This is a genomic window from Mesorhizobium sp. 113-3-9 (assembly GCF_016756515.1).
Lineage (GTDB): Bacteria > Pseudomonadota > Alphaproteobacteria > Rhizobiales > Rhizobiaceae > Mesorhizobium.
On sequence record NZ_AP023246.1, the window covers coordinates 775481 to 791865 of the forward strand.

Below are 16385 nucleotides of genomic sequence, written 5' to 3' on the forward strand. Positions count from 1 at the left end.
ATCAGACCAACTCGCTGTAGTGACCATGGGATATCCAGACAGAATGCGTGATTTCCAGTTTCCCGGCCGCTCGCCGGTTCGTGCCACGGAGGCGGTTGCCGCGACATCGCATCCGCTCGCCACGCTCGCCGCGATCGACATGCTGCGCGCCGGCGGCAACGCCATGGACGCCGCCGTCTGCGCCGCCGCCGTGCAAGGCGTCGTCGAGCCGCAATCGACCGGCATTGGCGGCGATTGCTTTGTCCTTTACTGCCCGAAGGGACAAGGCGACGTGCTGGCCTTCAACGGCTCCGGCCGAGCCCCCGCGGGCGCCACCGTCGACTGGTATCTGGACAAGGGTTTCAGCGAGCTTCCCAAACAGGGACCGCACGCGGTGACCGTGCCAGGCGCCATCGATGCCTGGTGCCGGCTACTGGAAGATCATGGCCGCAAGAGCCTGGCCGAGGTGCTGGTGCCGGCCATCCACTATGCCGAGAACGGCTATGTCGTGCATGACCGCGTTGCCTTCGACTGGGCCGAGCCGGAAACCGACCTGTCGGCCGACGAACACGCCGCGCGCATCTTCCTGCCGAACGGCAAGGCGCCGAAGGCCGGCGATATCCATCGCCAGCCGGAACTCGCCGCCACCTTGCGGATAATCGCCAAGCAGGGCCGCGCCGGGTTCTATCAAGGTGCTGTCGCCGACGACATGGTGCGCCGGCTCAATGAACTCGGCGGGCTGCATTCGCACGAGGATTTCGCGGCGACCAAGGGCGACTATGTAGCGCCGGTCAGCACCTCTTATGGCGGCCACGACATCCACCAGATGCCGCCGAACAACCAGGGGCTGACGGCGCTTTTGATGCTGAACGTGCTGTCGGGCTTCAAGCTCGGCGGGCTCGATCCCAACGGCGCCGAGCGCCTGCATCTGGAGATCGAGGCCGGACGCCTGGCCTACCAGGACCGCGACCGCTACCTCGGCGACCAGAACCATGTTCCGGTGCCGGTGAGAGAGCTTCTGTCCAGCGCCTATGCCGACCGGCTGCGCGCCGAGATTCATCGCGACCGCGCCATGACGCATCTGCCGCGCCTGGACCTGCCCGGCAGCGACACGGTCTACATCTCGATCGTCGACCGTGACCGCAACGCGGTCTCCTTCATCAACTCGACCTATTATTCGTTCGGCAGCGGCGTCGTCAGTCCGAAGACCGGCGTCGTCCTGCAGAATCGTGGCTCAAGCTTTCGGCTCGACCCGGCGCACCCGAACGCGATCGCGCCCGGCAAGCGGCCTATGCACACCATCATGCCCGGCATGGCGACGAAGAACGGCCGCGTGGTGATGCCGTTCGGCGTCATGGGCGGCGGCTACCAGCCTTTCGGCCATGTCCACCTTTTGACCAACATGATCGACTTCGGCATGGACCCGCAGCAGGCGCTGGACGCGCCGCGCGTGTTCTACAATGACGGCGTTGTGGAGGCCGAGCGTAACGTTCCCCCTGATGCGCTCGAAGGCCTGCGCAAGCGCGGCCATCGTGTCGTCGAACCGCAGCATCCGCTTGGCGGCGGGCAGGCGGTGCTGATCGACTGGGAGAAGGGCACGCTGACCGGCGCCTCCGATCCGCGCAAGGACGGGATGGCGCTGGGGTATTGAGGGATGGGGCAGGGAATTGGAGGACTGCCTTCAAGGTGTTGGCGCTGGCCCTCATCCGCCTGCCGGCGCCAACGTCGACAATTGTCCGGAGCCGGATCGTCCGCTGGACTTTCTAGAAGCAGTTGTTTGAACCATAGTCGGTGACCATGAGCACGAATTCAAAAGACCTCTCCCATCGTCTCGCCGCCGGCGCTGACAACGCTCCCGCAATCCTGGCGCCCGAGAGGGCCACACTCACCCATGGCGGGCTGCGGAGCCTGATCGAGGCCACGGCCGAGCGGCTGCATGCGCTCGGCATCGGTAGGGGCGACAGGGTGGCGATCGTGCTGCCGAATGGGCCGGAGATGGCCACCGCCTTCGTCGCCGTGGCGGCCGCCGCCTCGACGGCACCGCTCAATCCGGCCTACCGGGCCGACGAGCTCGATTTCTATCTCACCGACATCGGCGCCAAGGCGATCCTTGTCGCGGAAAACGAGACCGGGCCGGCGGTGGCGGTGGCCGAACGCCTCGGCATCGGCGTGTTGAGGCTCATCGTGCAGCCCGATGCGCCGGCCGGCAGCTTCACCATCGAGGGCGCGGCGGTCGGCCCGCAAGCAGCGCCCGCCATGGCAGGGGACGGCGATATCGCGCTTTTGCTGCACACGTCGGGCACGACATCGCGGCCAAAACTGGTGCCGCTCAGCCATGCCAACATCGCAGCGTCAGCCCGCCATATCGGCGCGACGCTCGGCCTGAACGCCGAGGACCGCTGCCTCAACATCATGCCGCTGTTCCACATCCATGGCCTGATCGCGGCGGTGCTGTCGTCGCTGGCAGCGGGTGGCAGCATCTACTGCACGCCGGGCTTCAACGCGCTGCGCTTCTTCCAGTGGCTGGGCGACGCCAAGCCGAGCTGGTACACGGCGGTGCCGACCATGCACCAGGCGATCCTGCCGCGCGCGGCGCGCAATGCCGAGGTCCTGGCGGCGGCGCGCCTGCGCTTCATCCGCTCCTCCTCGGCGTCGCTCCCGGCGCAAGTGATGGGCGAGCTCGAGGCAACCTTCGGCTGTCCGGTGATCGAATCCTACGGAATGACCGAGGCCGCGCACCAGATGGCGTCGAACCGGCTGCCGCCGGGCCTGCGCAAGCCGGGCAGTGTCGGCGCGGCCGGCGGACCCGAGGTCGCGGTGATGGCGCCGGACGGACGGCTGGTCACAGCCGGCGAGACCGGCGAGATCGTCATTCGCGGACCCAATGTCACGGCGGGTTATGAGAAGAACCCGGACGCCAATGCCACGGCCTTCGCGCATGGCTGGTTCCACACCGGCGACCAGGGCGTGCTCGACGAGGACGGTTATCTCCGCGTCACCGGCCGGCTCAAGGAGATCATCAACCGCGGCGGCGAGAAGATCTCGCCGCTCGAGGTCGACGACGTGCTGATGGACCATCCGGCGGTGGCGCAGGTCGTCACCTTCGCCATGCCGCATGACAAGCTCGGCGAGGATGTGGCGGCGGCCGTGGTGCTGCGCGAAGGCATGAGCGCCACCGAAAGCGACATACGCAGCCATGCCGCGACGCGGCTCGCCGACTTCAAGGTGCCGCGCAAGATCCTGATCCTTGACGAGATCCCCAAGGGCGCGACGGGCAAGCTGCAGCGCATCGGGCTCGCCGCCAAACTCGGGCTCTAGATCAGGATGACGTTTCCTCGAATCGGCACCCTGATCTAACTTTTTGTTGGAGCATGATCTTTTCCGAAAAACCGGTCCCCACTTTTCGGGATCATGCTCGAAGGCATGTCGCTTGGAAGTGTCCTCGGTTCCAAGATAACGACATGCATGAAATAAAAGGCCCACTAAGATGAAGATCACCATTTTCGGCGCCGGCGCGATCGGCGGCTACCTCGCGGCCAAGCTGGCGATCGCCGGCCGCACCGATCTGTCGATCGTCGCGCGCGGCGCCCACCTCGAAGCGATCCAGGCAAACGGCCTGCGCCTGATCGAGGACGGCCAGGAATCTGTCGCTCCCGTCCGGACCGCCCCCAGGGCCGAGGAGCTTGGCGTGCAGGACACAGTCGTGCTGGCGCTGAAGGCCCACTCACTCACCCCGGCACTGGACCAGATCGCGCCGCTCCTCGGACCGGACACATCAGTCGTCACCATGCAGAACGGTGTGCCCTGGTGGTATTTCCATGGCGTGGGCGGGCCGCTCGAAGGCACCAGGCTGAACGCGGTCGATCCCGGCGGCGCGATCTGGCAGCGGATAGGTCCGGAGCGCGTCATCGGCTCGGTCGTCTATCCCGCCGCCGAAGTCGACGCGCCCGGCCTCATCCGCCATGTCGAGGGCAAGCGCTTCTCGCTTGGCGAACCTTCGGGCGAGCGCAGCGAACGGGTGACGCGTCTGGCCGAGGAAATGGTCAAGGCCGGCCTGCAGGCACCGGTGCGCGAGGATATCCGCAGCGAGATCTGGGTGAAGCTGTGGGGCAACCTCTCCTTCAACCCGATCTCGGCTCTGACCGGCAGCACGCTGGCCGCTATCGTCGCCGACGATGGTACCCGCATATTGGCCCGCAGCATGATGCTGGAGGCGCAGGCGATCGGCGAAAGCCTGGGCGTGCGTTTTCCCATAGGGGTCGACCGCCGCATCAAGGGCGCCGGCGATGTCGGCGAACACAAGACCTCGATGCTGCAGGATCTGGAGCGCGGCCGCCCGATGGAGATCGATGCGCTGGTCACAGCGGTACAGGAACTTGGCCGGCTGACGGACAAGCCGACGCCGACGATTGATGCCGTGCTGGCGCTGGTGCGGCGGCTGGCGGTGGAGCGCGGGTGTTATGGGTAAGAGGCGCGCGACAGTCCAAGCCTTAAAGCGCCCTGCTCCGCCCGGAGTGATGCGGTTCGGTAGCTTTGGAGAGCATCCACGGCAAGGGGCCAGACCTTTGAACCCTCCGGAGGCAAGGCGTTCCACACAAGGCATAGATATTGGAAACGTCGTCCTTCTCTTGAGGTCTTTGCGCCATTTCTGACATCGCCAGCCCACCGGCGGGGTGTCATGATGTGCATCGCCAACGCACAGAGAATGATTTCATGTTTCCAAGCCGTCGCATCGCCTTGAAATTTGTCGCTCTTCTCAGCGTTTCGATCGGTGCTTTTTGCGCTTCGACCGCATTCGCGGAAAGTGTCGATCCGGCGCTCCAGAAGCTGATCAGCGGGCCACAGCGCTCACAGCCCAACAGCGTGCGGGACAAATATCGCCATCCCGGCGAGGTGCTGACATTCTTTGGCGTGAAGCCTGAGAGCGTCGTCGTCGAAATCCTTCCTGGCGCAGGTGGATATTGGACCGAGATCCTGGCCCCCTATCTGAAGCAAAACGGTCGCTATATCGCGGCAAATGGCGAGAAGACTTCGCCTTCGGCTGAGGTCCAGAAGGATAATGCCGCCTTGGCGGCCAAGCTTGCCGCCGATCCGGCCGACTATGACAAGGTCACCGTCACTGAATTTGCCGCAGACAAATATGCGATCGCGCCGCCAGGAAGCGCGGATTTCGTACTGACCTTTCGAAACATCCACAATTGGATGAGTGCCGGCACCACCGCGGACGCTTTCGCCGCCTTCTACAAGGCGCTGAAGCCTGGCGGTATCCTCGGGGTCGAGGAGCATCGGGGCAAGCCGGACGAGCCGCAAGATCCGCTCGCCAAGTCTGGTTATGTGCGCCAGGACGTTGCGGTCGGGTTTGCGGAGGCGGCGGGTTTCAGATTCATCGGCAGCTCCGAGGTCAACGCCAATCCCAAAGACACGAAGGATTATCCGAGCGGCGTGTGGACCCTGCCGCCAACCTTCAAGCTCGGCGCGCAAGATCACGCAAAGTATGTAGCCATAGGCGAAAGCGACCGCTTCATCCTGAAATTCCAAAAACCATAGGAATCCGGTGACGGGGATTGCCCGGAGCGGATCAGCCCCTGCCCGCCCGACCGAGCACGCGCGCATAAAGCTCGCCGACGATGCCGCGGCGGAAGACCAGCACGCAGACCATGAAGATGAGTCGGGTGGCGATGGTCACGGGGAAACCGGAGGTGGCGAGCGTGTTTTCCAGCCCGACGACCAGGCTGGCGCCGACGATCGGCCCGACCATCGTGCCGATGCCGCCGAGCAGCAGCGTCCCCCCAACGATTACCAGCAAGCGGTATTGAACATGTGCAAGATGAGGATGAGCGGCAAGGGGCGGCTTGCGGATTTCATGTTCGACGCCTGGCAAGGCTTTTGCCCGCCGGACCGCTTTCCCGAGCCTGCCGCCGCCAGGGTGGCAGCAAGGCCGATTGGCCAGATCACGCCAGCCGGAAGCTCGGGAAGCGGCACGGCCATGTGAGCCGTGACCGGCGGCATGGCGGAATCAGCGCAGACATCATCCCATTCTTAGTCAGGGGAATGGACTCGACCGCCAGAGCCGTAACGCTTAGATTGCGTATGGATCGCCAGCCTCCAGGGGGAAGCCAACTGAGATATCAGGATGGCTTTGGTAATGAATAGGTCGATAACCGCCATTACCGTGACGCACAACAGCGCGCATACCGTGCGCGGCGCGCTCGCTTGCCTGCCCCCGGGCATCGAGATCGTGTGTGTCGACAATGCAAGCACCGACGATCTTTCCGCCGCGCTATCCGGTTTTGCCGTTCGTCGCATCGATAATCCTGCAAACCTCGGCTTTGGGCGTGCCTGCAACATCGGGGCGGCGGCGGCATCGGGGGAGTATTTGCTGTTCGTCAACCCCGATGTGCGCCTTGGCGCGGACGCCGTCGACGCGCTGATGCAGGCGGCTGAACGCTACCCGAATTGCGGCGTCTTCGTGCCGCGCACGAACACGGTGGATGGGCGCCTGTGGTTTCGCGAGCAGAGCGAAATAGATCGCCTTTCCGGTGTGTCGCTGCCCACACGTATCCGGCAGGTCTGGGGGGATTGTTGCGTGCGCTTCGTCAATGGCGGCGTGTTCATGATCAGAAGAAAGCTCTTCCTGGATACGGGAGGCTTCGACGAGGATATCTTCCTGTATTTCGAAGATGACGATCTCTCTTATCGGCTGCTGCAGCGTGACGAGCCCATGATCCTTGTCAGTAGCGCGCACGCTGTCCACGACGTCGGCACTTCGGTTGCACAATCAACCCGGTCACGGATCTTCCGGTATCGGTCCAAGATGCGGTCGGAGATCCACTTGCGCAGAAAGTACGGCATAGCCTATAGCCCATTTGTGGACATACTCCGCTATCTGACGAAGATAGGCTTCTACTGCCTTACGCTTAATCGAAATAGACTGATTAATTCCCTGGGCCGGCTGATCGGTATATTTGATAGCATCCTTGACCGATCGCACGCGAATCGAAACAGCGGCTATGTCGCCTGACGCTACCGACACAAGACTTGTTCCGCCTGATGTCCTGCCCTGCGAACCGCGAAAAGGCGACGCATGTGGTGTCGACCAAAGCAGTGCGCTGAGCGAAATCCACATCCACACGCCGGGACGCTACATCGTCGAACTTTCGCCAACGGACAGGCGGATGCCGTTTCTCCGGCTCAATGTTAGCCGCGCTGGACATCTGGACAGGGTCGTCTATGTGCCTGTCACCAGGCGGACGTCCTATCTGCTCAAAAGTCGTGAAGGCGGACTGGCGCTGCGGTTCGACAGAAGCGACGTCGTTGCGGCGAGTGCTCGCCCCCTAAGCATCAGGGATATTGGCGCGCTGTTGAGTCGGCGCCGTCGCCACAAGCGATTTCAACTGCCTCTTGGCCAAGGCATCGTATTGCAGCCTCTTTTGCACATTTCAGGGGCGGAAGGGCGCGAGTTGGCCCGTGCCCTCGGCAGCCTTGCCGGTTGGGGTTTTGGCACGGCGAGCGACAATCTGCAGAAAACCCTGTTACGGCACTTTGATGGTCCGCCAGCCGAGGCCCCCGAACGCCGGCCCGCCGTCAAGCCCAGAATCGCCGTAGCGCTTCATCTGCATTACCCCGATCTCTGGCCCGAATTCGAGGCGCTGCTGGCGACGATCGGTCGCCCGTTCCATCTCATCCTCTCACTGACCCAGCCCGACATGGCACTCGCGCAACGCGTCCAGGCGAGATTTCCGGATGCCGAGGTCGTCGTTTATGACAATCGCGGTCGCGACGTCGGTCCTTTCATCCAATTGCTTCGTGAAGGAAGGCTCGATCCCTTCGACCTGATCTGCAAGCTGCATGGCAAGAAGTCTGGGCCGCGCGGGCCGCGCATGGTCCTCGGTGATATCTGGCGCCAGGCCAGTGCGTTCGACCTGATCGGATCCCGCGACATGGTTGACCGCATCATCGCCGAGTTCGAGCGTTCGCCCGAGACCCAGATGATTGGATCCAGGCGCTTTCGGTTGCCCAATAAATGGAAGGGGGAGAAGGCTGCGTGGGGCGAGAACAGGGCGATGGTCCTCAACTTGCTGGAGACGATGGGGATGCCCTCCAGTTCCCGTCTCGACTTCTTTGCCGGGACGATGTTCTGGGTTCGCCGCGGCGCGCTGGAACCCCTCATGCGACTTGATCTGCCTTTGGCAGTCTTCCCCGAAGAGGCAAGCCAACAAGACGGCACGTTGCAGCATGCCCTGGAGCGTGTGCTTGGAATGATCTGCACAAAGATCTCCGACATTGCCTGGGATGACGAGATGGCGCCGGATTCCCGCGAGGCAGACCCGATTGGATAGATCCGAATTCCTGATCTTCATAGGATCGCTCACCAGCAGAAGACGCTGGAAGATCTTCCGAACCTGGCAACGAATTCGCGCCAGCGGGCTGTTCGATTTGTCGTGGTATCTGGTCCAGAATCCGGATGTAGCCAGGAGCGGAAAAGATCCGATCCTGCATTACATCAGGCACGGTGCCGCCGAGTCACGAAACCCAAGTCCGGACTTCGACAACGAATACTACCTGACGAAGTATCCCGACGTGACTGCCGCGTCGATGAATCCGTTGGATCACTACATTCGTTTCGGCAAGATGGAGGGGCGCAGCGCCCGGCGTGCTCCGGGCACAAATGCCGGCGCCCTCCAGAGACCCGCTAGCTATGTGCCGCGATCCGGCGAGGGCCGACCAGCCGCTTTGCGGGCGCGCCTCGTTGCATTCTACCTGCCGCAGTTTCATCCGATTCCTGAAAATGATGCCTTCTGGGGAAAGGGCTTCACGGAATGGACGAATGTGACGCGGGCGACGCCGCAGTTCGACGGTCATTACCAGCCCAGGCTGCCGGCGGATCTTGGCTTCTATGACCTGCGCGTGAAGGACATCCAGAAGGAACAGATCGAGATTGCCCTTCAGTATGGCCTCTCGGGGTTCTGTTTCCACTTCTACTGGTTCAACGGCAAGCGCGTTCTTGAGATGCCGATCGCCCAATTCGTCGAGAACGACGCACACGAGATGGGTTTCTGCATCAACTGGGCAAACGAGCCGTGGAGCCGCCGTTGGGATGGGCGCCAACAGGAAGTCTTGATCCCGCAATCGCACTCGCCCGACGACGACCTGGCCTTCATCCAATACGTAGCCGGCTATTTCCGTGACAGAAGATACATCCGTATCGGCGGCAAGCCACTGCTTATGGTTTATCGGCCCGGATTGTTTCCGTCGGCAGCTGAAACGGCACGACGCTGGAGGGCCTATTGCCGGGAAGCCGGCATCGGCGAGATTTTTCTTGCCTATCCGCAGTCGTTCGACTTGGACGATCCCGCGGAATTCGGGTTCGACGCCGCCGTCGAGTTTCCACCGAACCTTGGACGATTTCCCGATATCAGCGCCAGCATCCCAGCGCTCAAGAGCGGCTTCAGGGGGAAGATCTACGACTGGACAGAGCTCCTCAATCGCAGCCGCGCCTACCCGCAGGTTGCCTACACGCTGTTTCGCGGGGTTTGCCCTTCCTGGGACAACACGGCGCGGAGGATGGAGGCCGCCTACATTCTGGTGAACCCGTCGCCGTCCCGCTACAGAGAATGGCTCGCCAACGCGGTCGTCGATACATGCGATCGGTTTGCCGATTTCGACAGCCGGCTGATCTTCGTCAATGCCTGGAACGAATGGGCGGAGGGAGCCTATCTCGAGCCTGATGCCCGCCATGGCTACGCCTACCTGCAGGAGACGCGGGACGTCCTGTCGGCACGGCCAGCGGCCGGCAGATCACCCGGGGGGCCGTCGTGGCGCGTTTTGTTCGTGTCGCATGATGCGGCTCTCGGTGGAGCGCAGGCATCGTTGATCAACATCATCCAATGGCTGCAATCGCATACCAATCTGGAGATCAAGGTGCTGTGCCTGGCAGGCGGTCAGTGGCTCGAAGCGTTTCGACGTCTCGTCGATACCGTCGTTCTGGATGATCTGGCTTCAGAGACCCGGACGACCGCCACGAAGCTGGCCCACATTACGGAATGGTACGGTGGCATACCGGACCTCATCTATTGCAACAGCCTGGCGACCGGCCGGGTGCACGCGCTGCTTGGAGAACTGGACCGGCCAATCCTGACGCATGCCAGGGAGTTGGGAACGGGCGTTGCCCGATACGCCAAGGACAATATGGGCGATGTCGTTTCCCGCACACAGAGATTTGTAGCGTGTTCCCGAAGTGTCCGGGACTATCTGGTATCCGAGCACAACGTTGCAACGGACGCCATCGACGTCATCCCAAGTGCGGTTCCGCAACCCAACGCCGATCACAGCCCTACGGAAATCCGGCGCCTTGAAAGCCGCAGCCTTGCCGGCTGGCCGACGGACAAGGTCATCGTCTTGGGTTCCGGCGTCGGCATGCCCTTCCGCAAGGGTGCCGACCTCTTCATCGAGGTCGCCCGAATCCTTCGGGCACGCGGGGTCGAAGACTATCATTTCTACTGGCTCGGCTCGTTTCCGGGGCGCGAACGGGATGAGGTTCTCGGTACATGGTCGCAGCAACTCGACAGATTGCGGGCGGACGGGTTGGACGAAAAAGTCACATTTCTGGGTGATGTCGACGATGTGGGGACTTACCTGCGGCGCGCCGATCTGTTTCTCCTGACCTCCCGCGAAGAGCCGTTCGGCCGCGTCATGCTGGAGGCGGCCTTTGCCGAATTGCCGGTGATCTGCTTCGCGGGCAGCGGCGGGGCACCGGAGTTCGTCGAGGAGGATGCCGGCATCATCGTCGAGCGGGCTGACCCCGCCGCGATGGCCGATGCCACGTTGAGACTGATCCGGGACAAGTCCCTGCGGATGCAGCTTGGCAGGCAGGCGAGCACCAAGGCAAGGCTAAATTTTTCCACCGATCGGGTCTTTCCGCGCCTGCTGTCGACCATGCGGAAGGTCGCAAACAAGCCGCCGGCGGTCTCGATCATCGTACCGAACTACAACTACGCGCGCCATCTGCATGAGCGTATGGACAGTATTCTGGGGCAGTCGTTCCAGGATTTTGAACTCATCATCCTGGACGATGCCTCGACAGACGGCAGCCAATCGATCCTGAATTACTATGCCGGTGTCCATGGCACCCGTGTCATCGTCAATGACAGGAATTCCGGGGCGCCCTACCCGCAGTGGTTCAAGGGCATGGCGCTTGCAAAGGCCGACTTGATCTGGATCGCCGAAGCCGATGACGTATCAGAGCCGAGTTTCCTCGAAACACTGGTGCCCTTGTTCCGCGATCCAGGCGTGAAGTTTGCCTTTTGCGCATCGAAGATGATCAATGATCGAAGCGAGACCGTCGGCGACTATCTGTCCAGCCCGTACCTCACCGATCTCTCCAATTTCAAATGGAGGCGCAGCTACCAGGTTTCGGCGGCGCAGGAGGTCAACGAAGGGCTGGGTGTCAAGAACACGGTCATCAATATCAGCGCGGCGGTTTTCCGGAAGTTCGACATCACGCCGGATTTCGTCGCGCATGTCCTGTCCCTGCCGGCGGGCGGCGACTGGTACTTTATCCTCGAGGCAATCCGCAACGGCTCCGTCGCCTATGAATCTGCATTGCTCAACCATCACCGCCGGCACGGGGACAGCGTTACCAGCGCCGTCACCGCCTCCCATTCAGAGGCACTGCTGCGCACGCGGCAAATGATCCATCAGCATGTTTTGCACACATACGAAACGGACTTGGCCATCAAACTGAAAATGGCCGAACATGCCTTGCAACTCTGGAACCAGCTCTTTCCCGGTCGCCCGGCCGAAGAGATGGAAAGCCTGTATTCGCTAACCAAATTGGGCGAATTCCCTGCGAGAAGCCTGCGGATCCCAGAGATTGCTCTCGAGCCGTAACCGTTTCACGGAAACGGTGAACTGCTTCACCTCTTTGTTTTGGCGCGATTGCAAGGTCAAGCGCTACGCGCTTGTCCCGGGAAAACCGCTTCACACTTTTCCTGGAATTGCTCTAGTTACCGGCAGCGACGAGATGGCCGTTGCCGACATCTTGCAAGGCCAGCTTTAGCGGCGCCTCCCCGATCTTGCGGGTGGCGCTCGGGATCTCCTGATCGAGCCGGGCGAAGCGGCTTCTGCGCCTGGCCGGATCAGGCACCGGCACGGCCTCGATCAGCCGTTTCGTGTAGGGGTGACGCGGGTTGGAAAAGACCTGATCGCGCGTGCCCATCTCGACGATCTGGCCGAGATACATGACGGCGACGCGGTCGGAGATGTTCTCGACCACCGCCATGTCGTGCGAGATGAAGAGATAGGCGACGCCGAATTCGCGCTGCAATTCCTTCAACAGGTCGAGCACGCGCGCCTGCACCGAGACGTCGAGCGCCGACACGCTCTCATCCGCGATGATCAGTTTTGGCCGCAGCGCCAGCGCGCGGGCAATGCAGACGCGCTGACGCTGTCCGCCTGAGAATTCGTGCGGATAGAGTTCCATCTGGTCGGCCGACAGGCCGACGCGCTCGAACAATGCCGCCACACGCTCCCGGCGCTCGTCCTTCGAGGCAATGCCATGGATGACGAGCGGCTCGGCGACGAGATCACCGACGCGCATGCGCGGGTCGAGCGAGGCGAAGGGGTCCTGGAAAATCATCTGCACGTCGCGGCGCACCGCCTTGCGTTCGTCGCGGCCCAGGCCCGATAAATTGCGCCCCCCGACAACGATGTCGCCGCTATACGGCACCAGTCCGGCCAGCGCCTTGGCGGTGGTCGACTTGCCGCAGCCCGACTCGCCGACCAGCGCCAGCGTCTCGTTGGGCGCGATCGAGAAGCTGACGCCCTCAACCGCATGAACACGGCGGGTGACCCGGCCAAAAACGCCGCCGCGTAGATCAAAGCGAACATGAAGGTCGCTGACCTCGGCGACGTTTGCCGGCTTGGAAAATTCCTGTGCATCCCTGGATTTCTGCCGCCCGACACCGCTGCCGATGCGCGGCACGGCGGCCAGCAGCTCGCGGGTGTAATCCGCCTGAGGTCGGACAAAAATGTCCGATGCCTTGCCCTCCTCGACCATGCGGCCATGCCGCATGATGATGACGCGATCGGCCATCTCGGCGACAACGCCCATGTCGTGGGTGATGAGGATGACGCTCGTGCCATGCTGGCGCTGCAAGTCGCGCAGCAGTTCCAGCACCTCGCCCTGCACGGTGACGTCGAGCGCCGTCGTCGGCTCGTCGGCGATCAGCACGTCGGGCTTGAGCGCCAGCGCCATGGCGATCATCACCCGCTGGCGCATGCCGCCAGAGAGTTCGTGCGGAAACTGCTTTAGCCGGCTTTCAGCTTCCGAAATGCGCACCGCCTTCAGCGCCTCGATGGCACGCTGGCGGGCCTCGGCTTGCGACAGGCTGGTATGCGCCTCGATGGACTCGGTGAGCTGGCGGCCGATCGACAGCACAGGGTTCAGCGAGGTCATCGGCTCCTGGAAGATCATGGCGACGCGGTCGCCGCGAATGCGCCGCATCTGGCGCTCGTCGAGATCGGTCAGCTCGACATCACCGAGACGGATGGTGCCGGAGGATATGCGGGCAGCAGGCTGCGGCAGCAATTGCATGATCGCCAGCGCCGTCATCGATTTCCCGGAGCCGGACTCGCCGGCGATGCAGAGCGTTTCGCCGCGTGCAAGTGTGAGCGACAGGTCGGAAACAACCTCGCGCTCGCCATCCTCGCCGCGCACGCTGACCGACAGGCCGGCGATATCGAGCACCAGTCCCGCCGTCACCGGAGCGGCAGCTCCGGTCCGCCTCCTGCCCACGCCAGCGTTCATTCGAAGACGCAGCGCGGGAAGTAGAAAGAGACCACCCAGTTCGGCATGTCGACGATCTCGCTGATGCGCAGATCACCGCAGACCGAGGCCAGCATGTAAGCCTCGACCGGATCGAGCTTGTAGCGCCCGGCGAGCAGGTCGACCATCTGCGCAACGGCCTCCTTCGCACCCGTCATCAGGTCCGGCCCGATGCCGGTCGTCACCTCATAGCCCTTGGCGTCGAGATGGCGCGTCACCGGCCCCGGCGTGGTGAAGCGCGGCGTCTTCAGCCGGGCGTCCTTGACCAGGTCGAGCTTGAGCACGACGTCCATCGGGCTTTCGATCGCCGTGCCGCAAACCTCGCCGTCGCCTTGCGCGGCATGGGTGTCGCCGACCGAGAACAGCGCACCGGCCACTTCCACCGGCAGATAGAGCGTCGTGCCGGCGGCGAGATCGCGGATGTCGAGATTGCCGCCGACGCGTCTGGGCGGGACCACCGAGTGATGGCCCATCTCGGCCAGTGCGTTGCCGATGGTGCCGGCAAAAGGCTTTAGCGGCACACGCGCATTTTTGCCGAACAGCGCCGGCTCGAGCGAGGCTGCGTCATATTTCCAGATGTTCAGCGCCGGCTCCATGAAATCGTCGGCGAGCAGCCCAAAGCCCGGAATGTTCGCCGTCCAGCCGAAGCCGGACGGTTTGAACATCTCGATCGTCACCTTCAGCGCGTCACCCGGTTCGGCGCCCTCGACGAAGATCGGCCCGGTCACCGGGTTGATCGTGGCGAAGTCGAGCTTGGCGATATCGCCGACCGTGCTGTCGGGTTTCAGCTGACCGCCGGAGGAATCGAGGCACTGGAACTCGATGGTCGAGCCGGGCGCCACACGTTCGGCCGGGGCGAAGGCGTTGTCCCAGCCGAAATGGTGATGGCGTCCGTGGATGGTGTAGTCGCAGTTATTGCACATCTTTTACGTACACATTGTCATAGTTGATCGGGATATGGACCGGGTCGACATAGAGGTTGTCGGCGCCGCCCATGCGGGCCGATTTCATGGTGAAGCGCTGTTCGTTGAAGACCGGCGCCCAGGGCGCGTCCTCCATCACCTTGTCGTAGATGGCGCTCCACATCTTGTCGCGTTCGACGGCCTTTGAGGGATCGACCACTGAGTCGGCCTCGGCCGCCTTGGCGTCGAGATCCTTGTTGCAGTACCACGACCAGTTCCAGCCACCCGGCACAGCACCGGCGCAGCCGAGGATCGGGCCGTAGAAGTTCGACGGATCCGGGAAGTCGGCGATCCAGGCCATGCCGCCGGACCAGATCATCGGCGCGCCGGCCTTGTCGCCGCCGGCGGCAATGACATTGGCCTGAGCGAGCGACTGGATGCTGGCCTTGATGCCGATCGCCGCCAGATCCTGCTGGATCGCCTGGGCGATGCGCGGGTTGGGGTCGGTGTTCATGGCAAACAGTTGCGTGTCGAAACCATCGGGGTGACCGGCCTCGGCAAGCAGCGCCTTGGCCTTGGCGACATCATAGGGATAACCCTTGTATTCCTTGTCGTAGCCCGGCATCGACGGCGGCAGCGGCTGGTTGGCCGGCACGGCGCGGCCGTTGATGATCTGGATGATGCGCGCCTTGTTGATTGCCATGTTGACGGCCTGACGCACCTTCACATTGTCGAACGGCGCCATGGTGGTGTTCATGGTGACATAGCCGGTGTGCAGCTGGCCGCCTTCGACGACACGCGCCTTCTGCTCGGGATCGGCCATCACTTCCTGGAACTTGGCCGGCGGAATGCCGTCGCCGGGCACGTCGATCTCGCCCTTCTGCAGGCGCAGCAGCGCGACGATCGGCTCCTGGCCGATCTCGAAGGTGATCTTGTCCAAATGCGGCAGGCCCTTGTGCCAATAGTCCGGGTTGCGCTCGAAGACGATGCGCTGTCCCAATGTCCATTCGGCGAGCTTGAAGGCTCCGGTGCCGACCGGATGCTTGCCGAAATCGGCGCCGTACTTTTCGACCTCTTCCTTCGGCACGACATGCGAGAAGTTGATGGCCATGACATGCAGGAAGGTAGCGTCGGGACGGGTCAGCTCGAACTTGACGGTGTAGGGATCGACGACCGTGACGCCCGACAGGGTCTCCGCCTTGCCTGCGGCCACCTCGTCATAGCCCACGATCGAGCCGAAGAAGCCGGCACCGGGGCTCTGCGTTTTCGGGTTGGTGACGCGGTCGAGCGAATACTTCACGTCGTCGGCGGTCATTTCGCGGCCGTTGTGGAATTTCACCCCGTGGCGCAGCTTGAAGGTGAAGGTCTTGCCGTCGGGCGAGATCTCGTAGCTCTCGGCAAGGTCGGGCTTGAGGTTGGTGGTGCCCGGTTCGTAGTCCATCAACCCGTCGAACAGGCTCTTGATCATCGACCAGTTCTGCCAGTCATAGCCGATCGCCGGGTCGAGGGTCGCGACATCGTCCTTGTAGGTGATGGTGATGGCGCCGCCCTGCTTGGCGTTGGGATCGATCGTGTCCTCGGCGCGCGCGCTCGTCATGCCGAGCATCAGCGCCAGCGCCGATGCCGCTACCGTGGATATGAGATACTTTTTCATTGTTATGTTCCCTTTCTCTGTTTGT

11 protein-coding genes and 1 pseudogene are annotated in these 16385 nt (G+C 62.8%); 8 read left to right on the forward strand and 4 right to left on the reverse strand.

The annotated features are described in order from the left end of the window. Positions 1-43 precede the first annotated feature (43 nt). From ggt to MesoLj_RS03690, 4 genes are all read left to right on the forward strand, one after another. Positions 44-1630 carry a gamma-glutamyltransferase gene (gene ggt / locus MesoLj_RS03675; RefSeq protein ID WP_202325104.1) on the forward strand — a complete coding sequence of 529 codons (1587 nt, stop codon included), beginning with the start codon at positions 44-46 and terminating at the stop codon, positions 1628-1630. 146 nt (positions 1631-1776) lie between these two features. Continuing rightward, the gene (locus MesoLj_RS03680; RefSeq protein WP_202325105.1) at positions 1777-3297 is read left to right on the forward strand and encodes an acyl--CoA ligase; all 1521 of its coding nucleotides are present in this window, start codon (positions 1777-1779) and stop codon (positions 3295-3297) included. A 169-nt stretch (positions 3298-3466) separates the two neighbouring features. Continuing rightward, positions 3467-4447, forward strand: coding sequence for a 2-dehydropantoate 2-reductase (locus MesoLj_RS03685; protein ID WP_202325106.1), 981 nt, complete (start codon positions 3467-3469; stop codon positions 4445-4447). Between the two features lie 245 nt (positions 4448-4692). Then, entirely contained in the window at positions 4693-5526 is an 834-nt protein-coding gene (locus tag MesoLj_RS03690; protein ID WP_202325107.1) for a class I SAM-dependent methyltransferase, read from the forward strand. A gap of 31 nt (positions 5527-5557) precedes the next feature. On the opposite strand, the pseudogene MesoLj_RS03695 reads toward MesoLj_RS03690, so the two are convergent. Continuing rightward, a pseudogene (locus MesoLj_RS03695) lies at positions 5558-5758 on the reverse strand (branched-chain amino acid ABC transporter permease); the annotation flags it as partial. Positions 5759-5797: 39 nt separating this feature from the next. On the opposite strand from MesoLj_RS03695, the gene MesoLj_RS03700 reads away from it, so the two are divergent. The 4 genes from MesoLj_RS03700 to MesoLj_RS03715 all read left to right on the forward strand — a co-directional run bounded on the left by MesoLj_RS03700 (position 5798) and on the right by MesoLj_RS03715 (position 11868). After that, positions 5798-5971, forward strand: a complete 174-nt coding sequence (locus MesoLj_RS03700; protein ID WP_202325108.1) for a hypothetical protein — start codon at positions 5798-5800, stop codon at positions 5969-5971. Positions 5972-6112: 141 nt separating this feature from the next. Then, the gene (locus MesoLj_RS03705; RefSeq protein ID WP_202325109.1) at positions 6113-7000 is read left to right on the forward strand and encodes a glycosyltransferase family 2 protein; all 888 of its coding nucleotides are present in this window, start codon (positions 6113-6115) and stop codon (positions 6998-7000) included. Then, the gene (locus MesoLj_RS03710) at positions 6957-8318 is read left to right on the forward strand and encodes a rhamnan synthesis F family protein (protein ID WP_202325110.1); all 1362 of its coding nucleotides are present in this window, start codon (positions 6957-6959) and stop codon (positions 8316-8318) included. The genes MesoLj_RS03705 and MesoLj_RS03710 overlap by 44 nt, the downstream gene beginning before the upstream one ends. Next, positions 8311-11868: a glycoside hydrolase family 99-like domain-containing protein gene (locus MesoLj_RS03715; protein ID WP_202325111.1), complete on the forward strand. Its 3558-nt coding sequence runs from the start codon at positions 8311-8313 to the stop codon at positions 11866-11868. The genes MesoLj_RS03710 and MesoLj_RS03715 overlap by 8 nt, the downstream gene beginning before the upstream one ends. Before the next feature lie 112 nt (positions 11869-11980). Here the strand turns inward: MesoLj_RS03715 and MesoLj_RS03720 are convergent, their stop codons facing one another. Genes MesoLj_RS03720 through MesoLj_RS03730 form a run of 3 tightly spaced genes read right to left on the reverse strand, consistent with a single transcriptional unit; the run spans position 11981 to position 16360 of the window. Continuing rightward, positions 11981-13786, reverse strand: a complete 1806-nt coding sequence (locus tag MesoLj_RS03720; RefSeq protein WP_202325112.1) for an ABC transporter ATP-binding protein — start codon at positions 13784-13786, stop codon at positions 11981-11983. Beyond that, positions 13783-14727 carry an acetamidase/formamidase family protein gene (locus MesoLj_RS03725; RefSeq protein ID WP_140770820.1) on the reverse strand — a complete coding sequence of 315 codons (945 nt, stop codon included), beginning with the start codon at positions 14725-14727 and terminating at the stop codon, positions 13783-13785. The genes MesoLj_RS03720 and MesoLj_RS03725 overlap by 4 nt, the downstream gene beginning before the upstream one ends. Beyond that, positions 14717-16360: an ABC transporter substrate-binding protein gene (locus MesoLj_RS03730; RefSeq protein WP_202325113.1), complete on the reverse strand. Its 1644-nt coding sequence runs from the start codon at positions 16358-16360 to the stop codon at positions 14717-14719. The genes MesoLj_RS03725 and MesoLj_RS03730 overlap by 11 nt, the downstream gene beginning before the upstream one ends. Between the last annotated feature and the right edge of the window lie 25 nt (positions 16361-16385).

Coding starts and splice junctions, on each gene's coding strand:
- MesoLj_RS03705 (WP_202325109.1), top strand. CDS start 6,113: ATGGCTTTGGTAATGAATAGGTCGATAACCGCCATTACCGTGACGCAC.
- MesoLj_RS03690 (WP_202325107.1), top strand. CDS start 4,693: ATGTTTCCAAGCCGTCGCATCGCCTTGAAATTTGTCGCTCTTCTCAGC.
- MesoLj_RS03680 (WP_202325105.1), top strand. CDS start 1,777: ATGAGCACGAATTCAAAAGACCTCTCCCATCGTCTCGCCGCCGGCGCT.
- MesoLj_RS03730 (WP_202325113.1), bottom strand. CDS start 16,360: ATGAAAAAGTATCTCATATCCACGGTAGCGGCATCGGCGCTGGCGCTG.
- MesoLj_RS03720 (WP_202325112.1), bottom strand. CDS start 13,786: ATGAACGCTGGCGTGGGCAGGAGGCGGACCGGAGCTGCCGCTCCGGTG.
- MesoLj_RS03685 (WP_202325106.1), top strand. CDS start 3,467: ATGAAGATCACCATTTTCGGCGCCGGCGCGATCGGCGGCTACCTCGCG.
- ggt (WP_202325104.1), top strand. CDS start 44: ATGCGTGATTTCCAGTTTCCCGGCCGCTCGCCGGTTCGTGCCACGGAG.
- MesoLj_RS03725 (WP_140770820.1), bottom strand. CDS start 14,727: ATGTGCAATAACTGCGACTACACCATCCACGGACGCCATCACCATTTC.
- MesoLj_RS03700 (WP_202325108.1), top strand. CDS start 5,798: ATGTGCAAGATGAGGATGAGCGGCAAGGGGCGGCTTGCGGATTTCATG.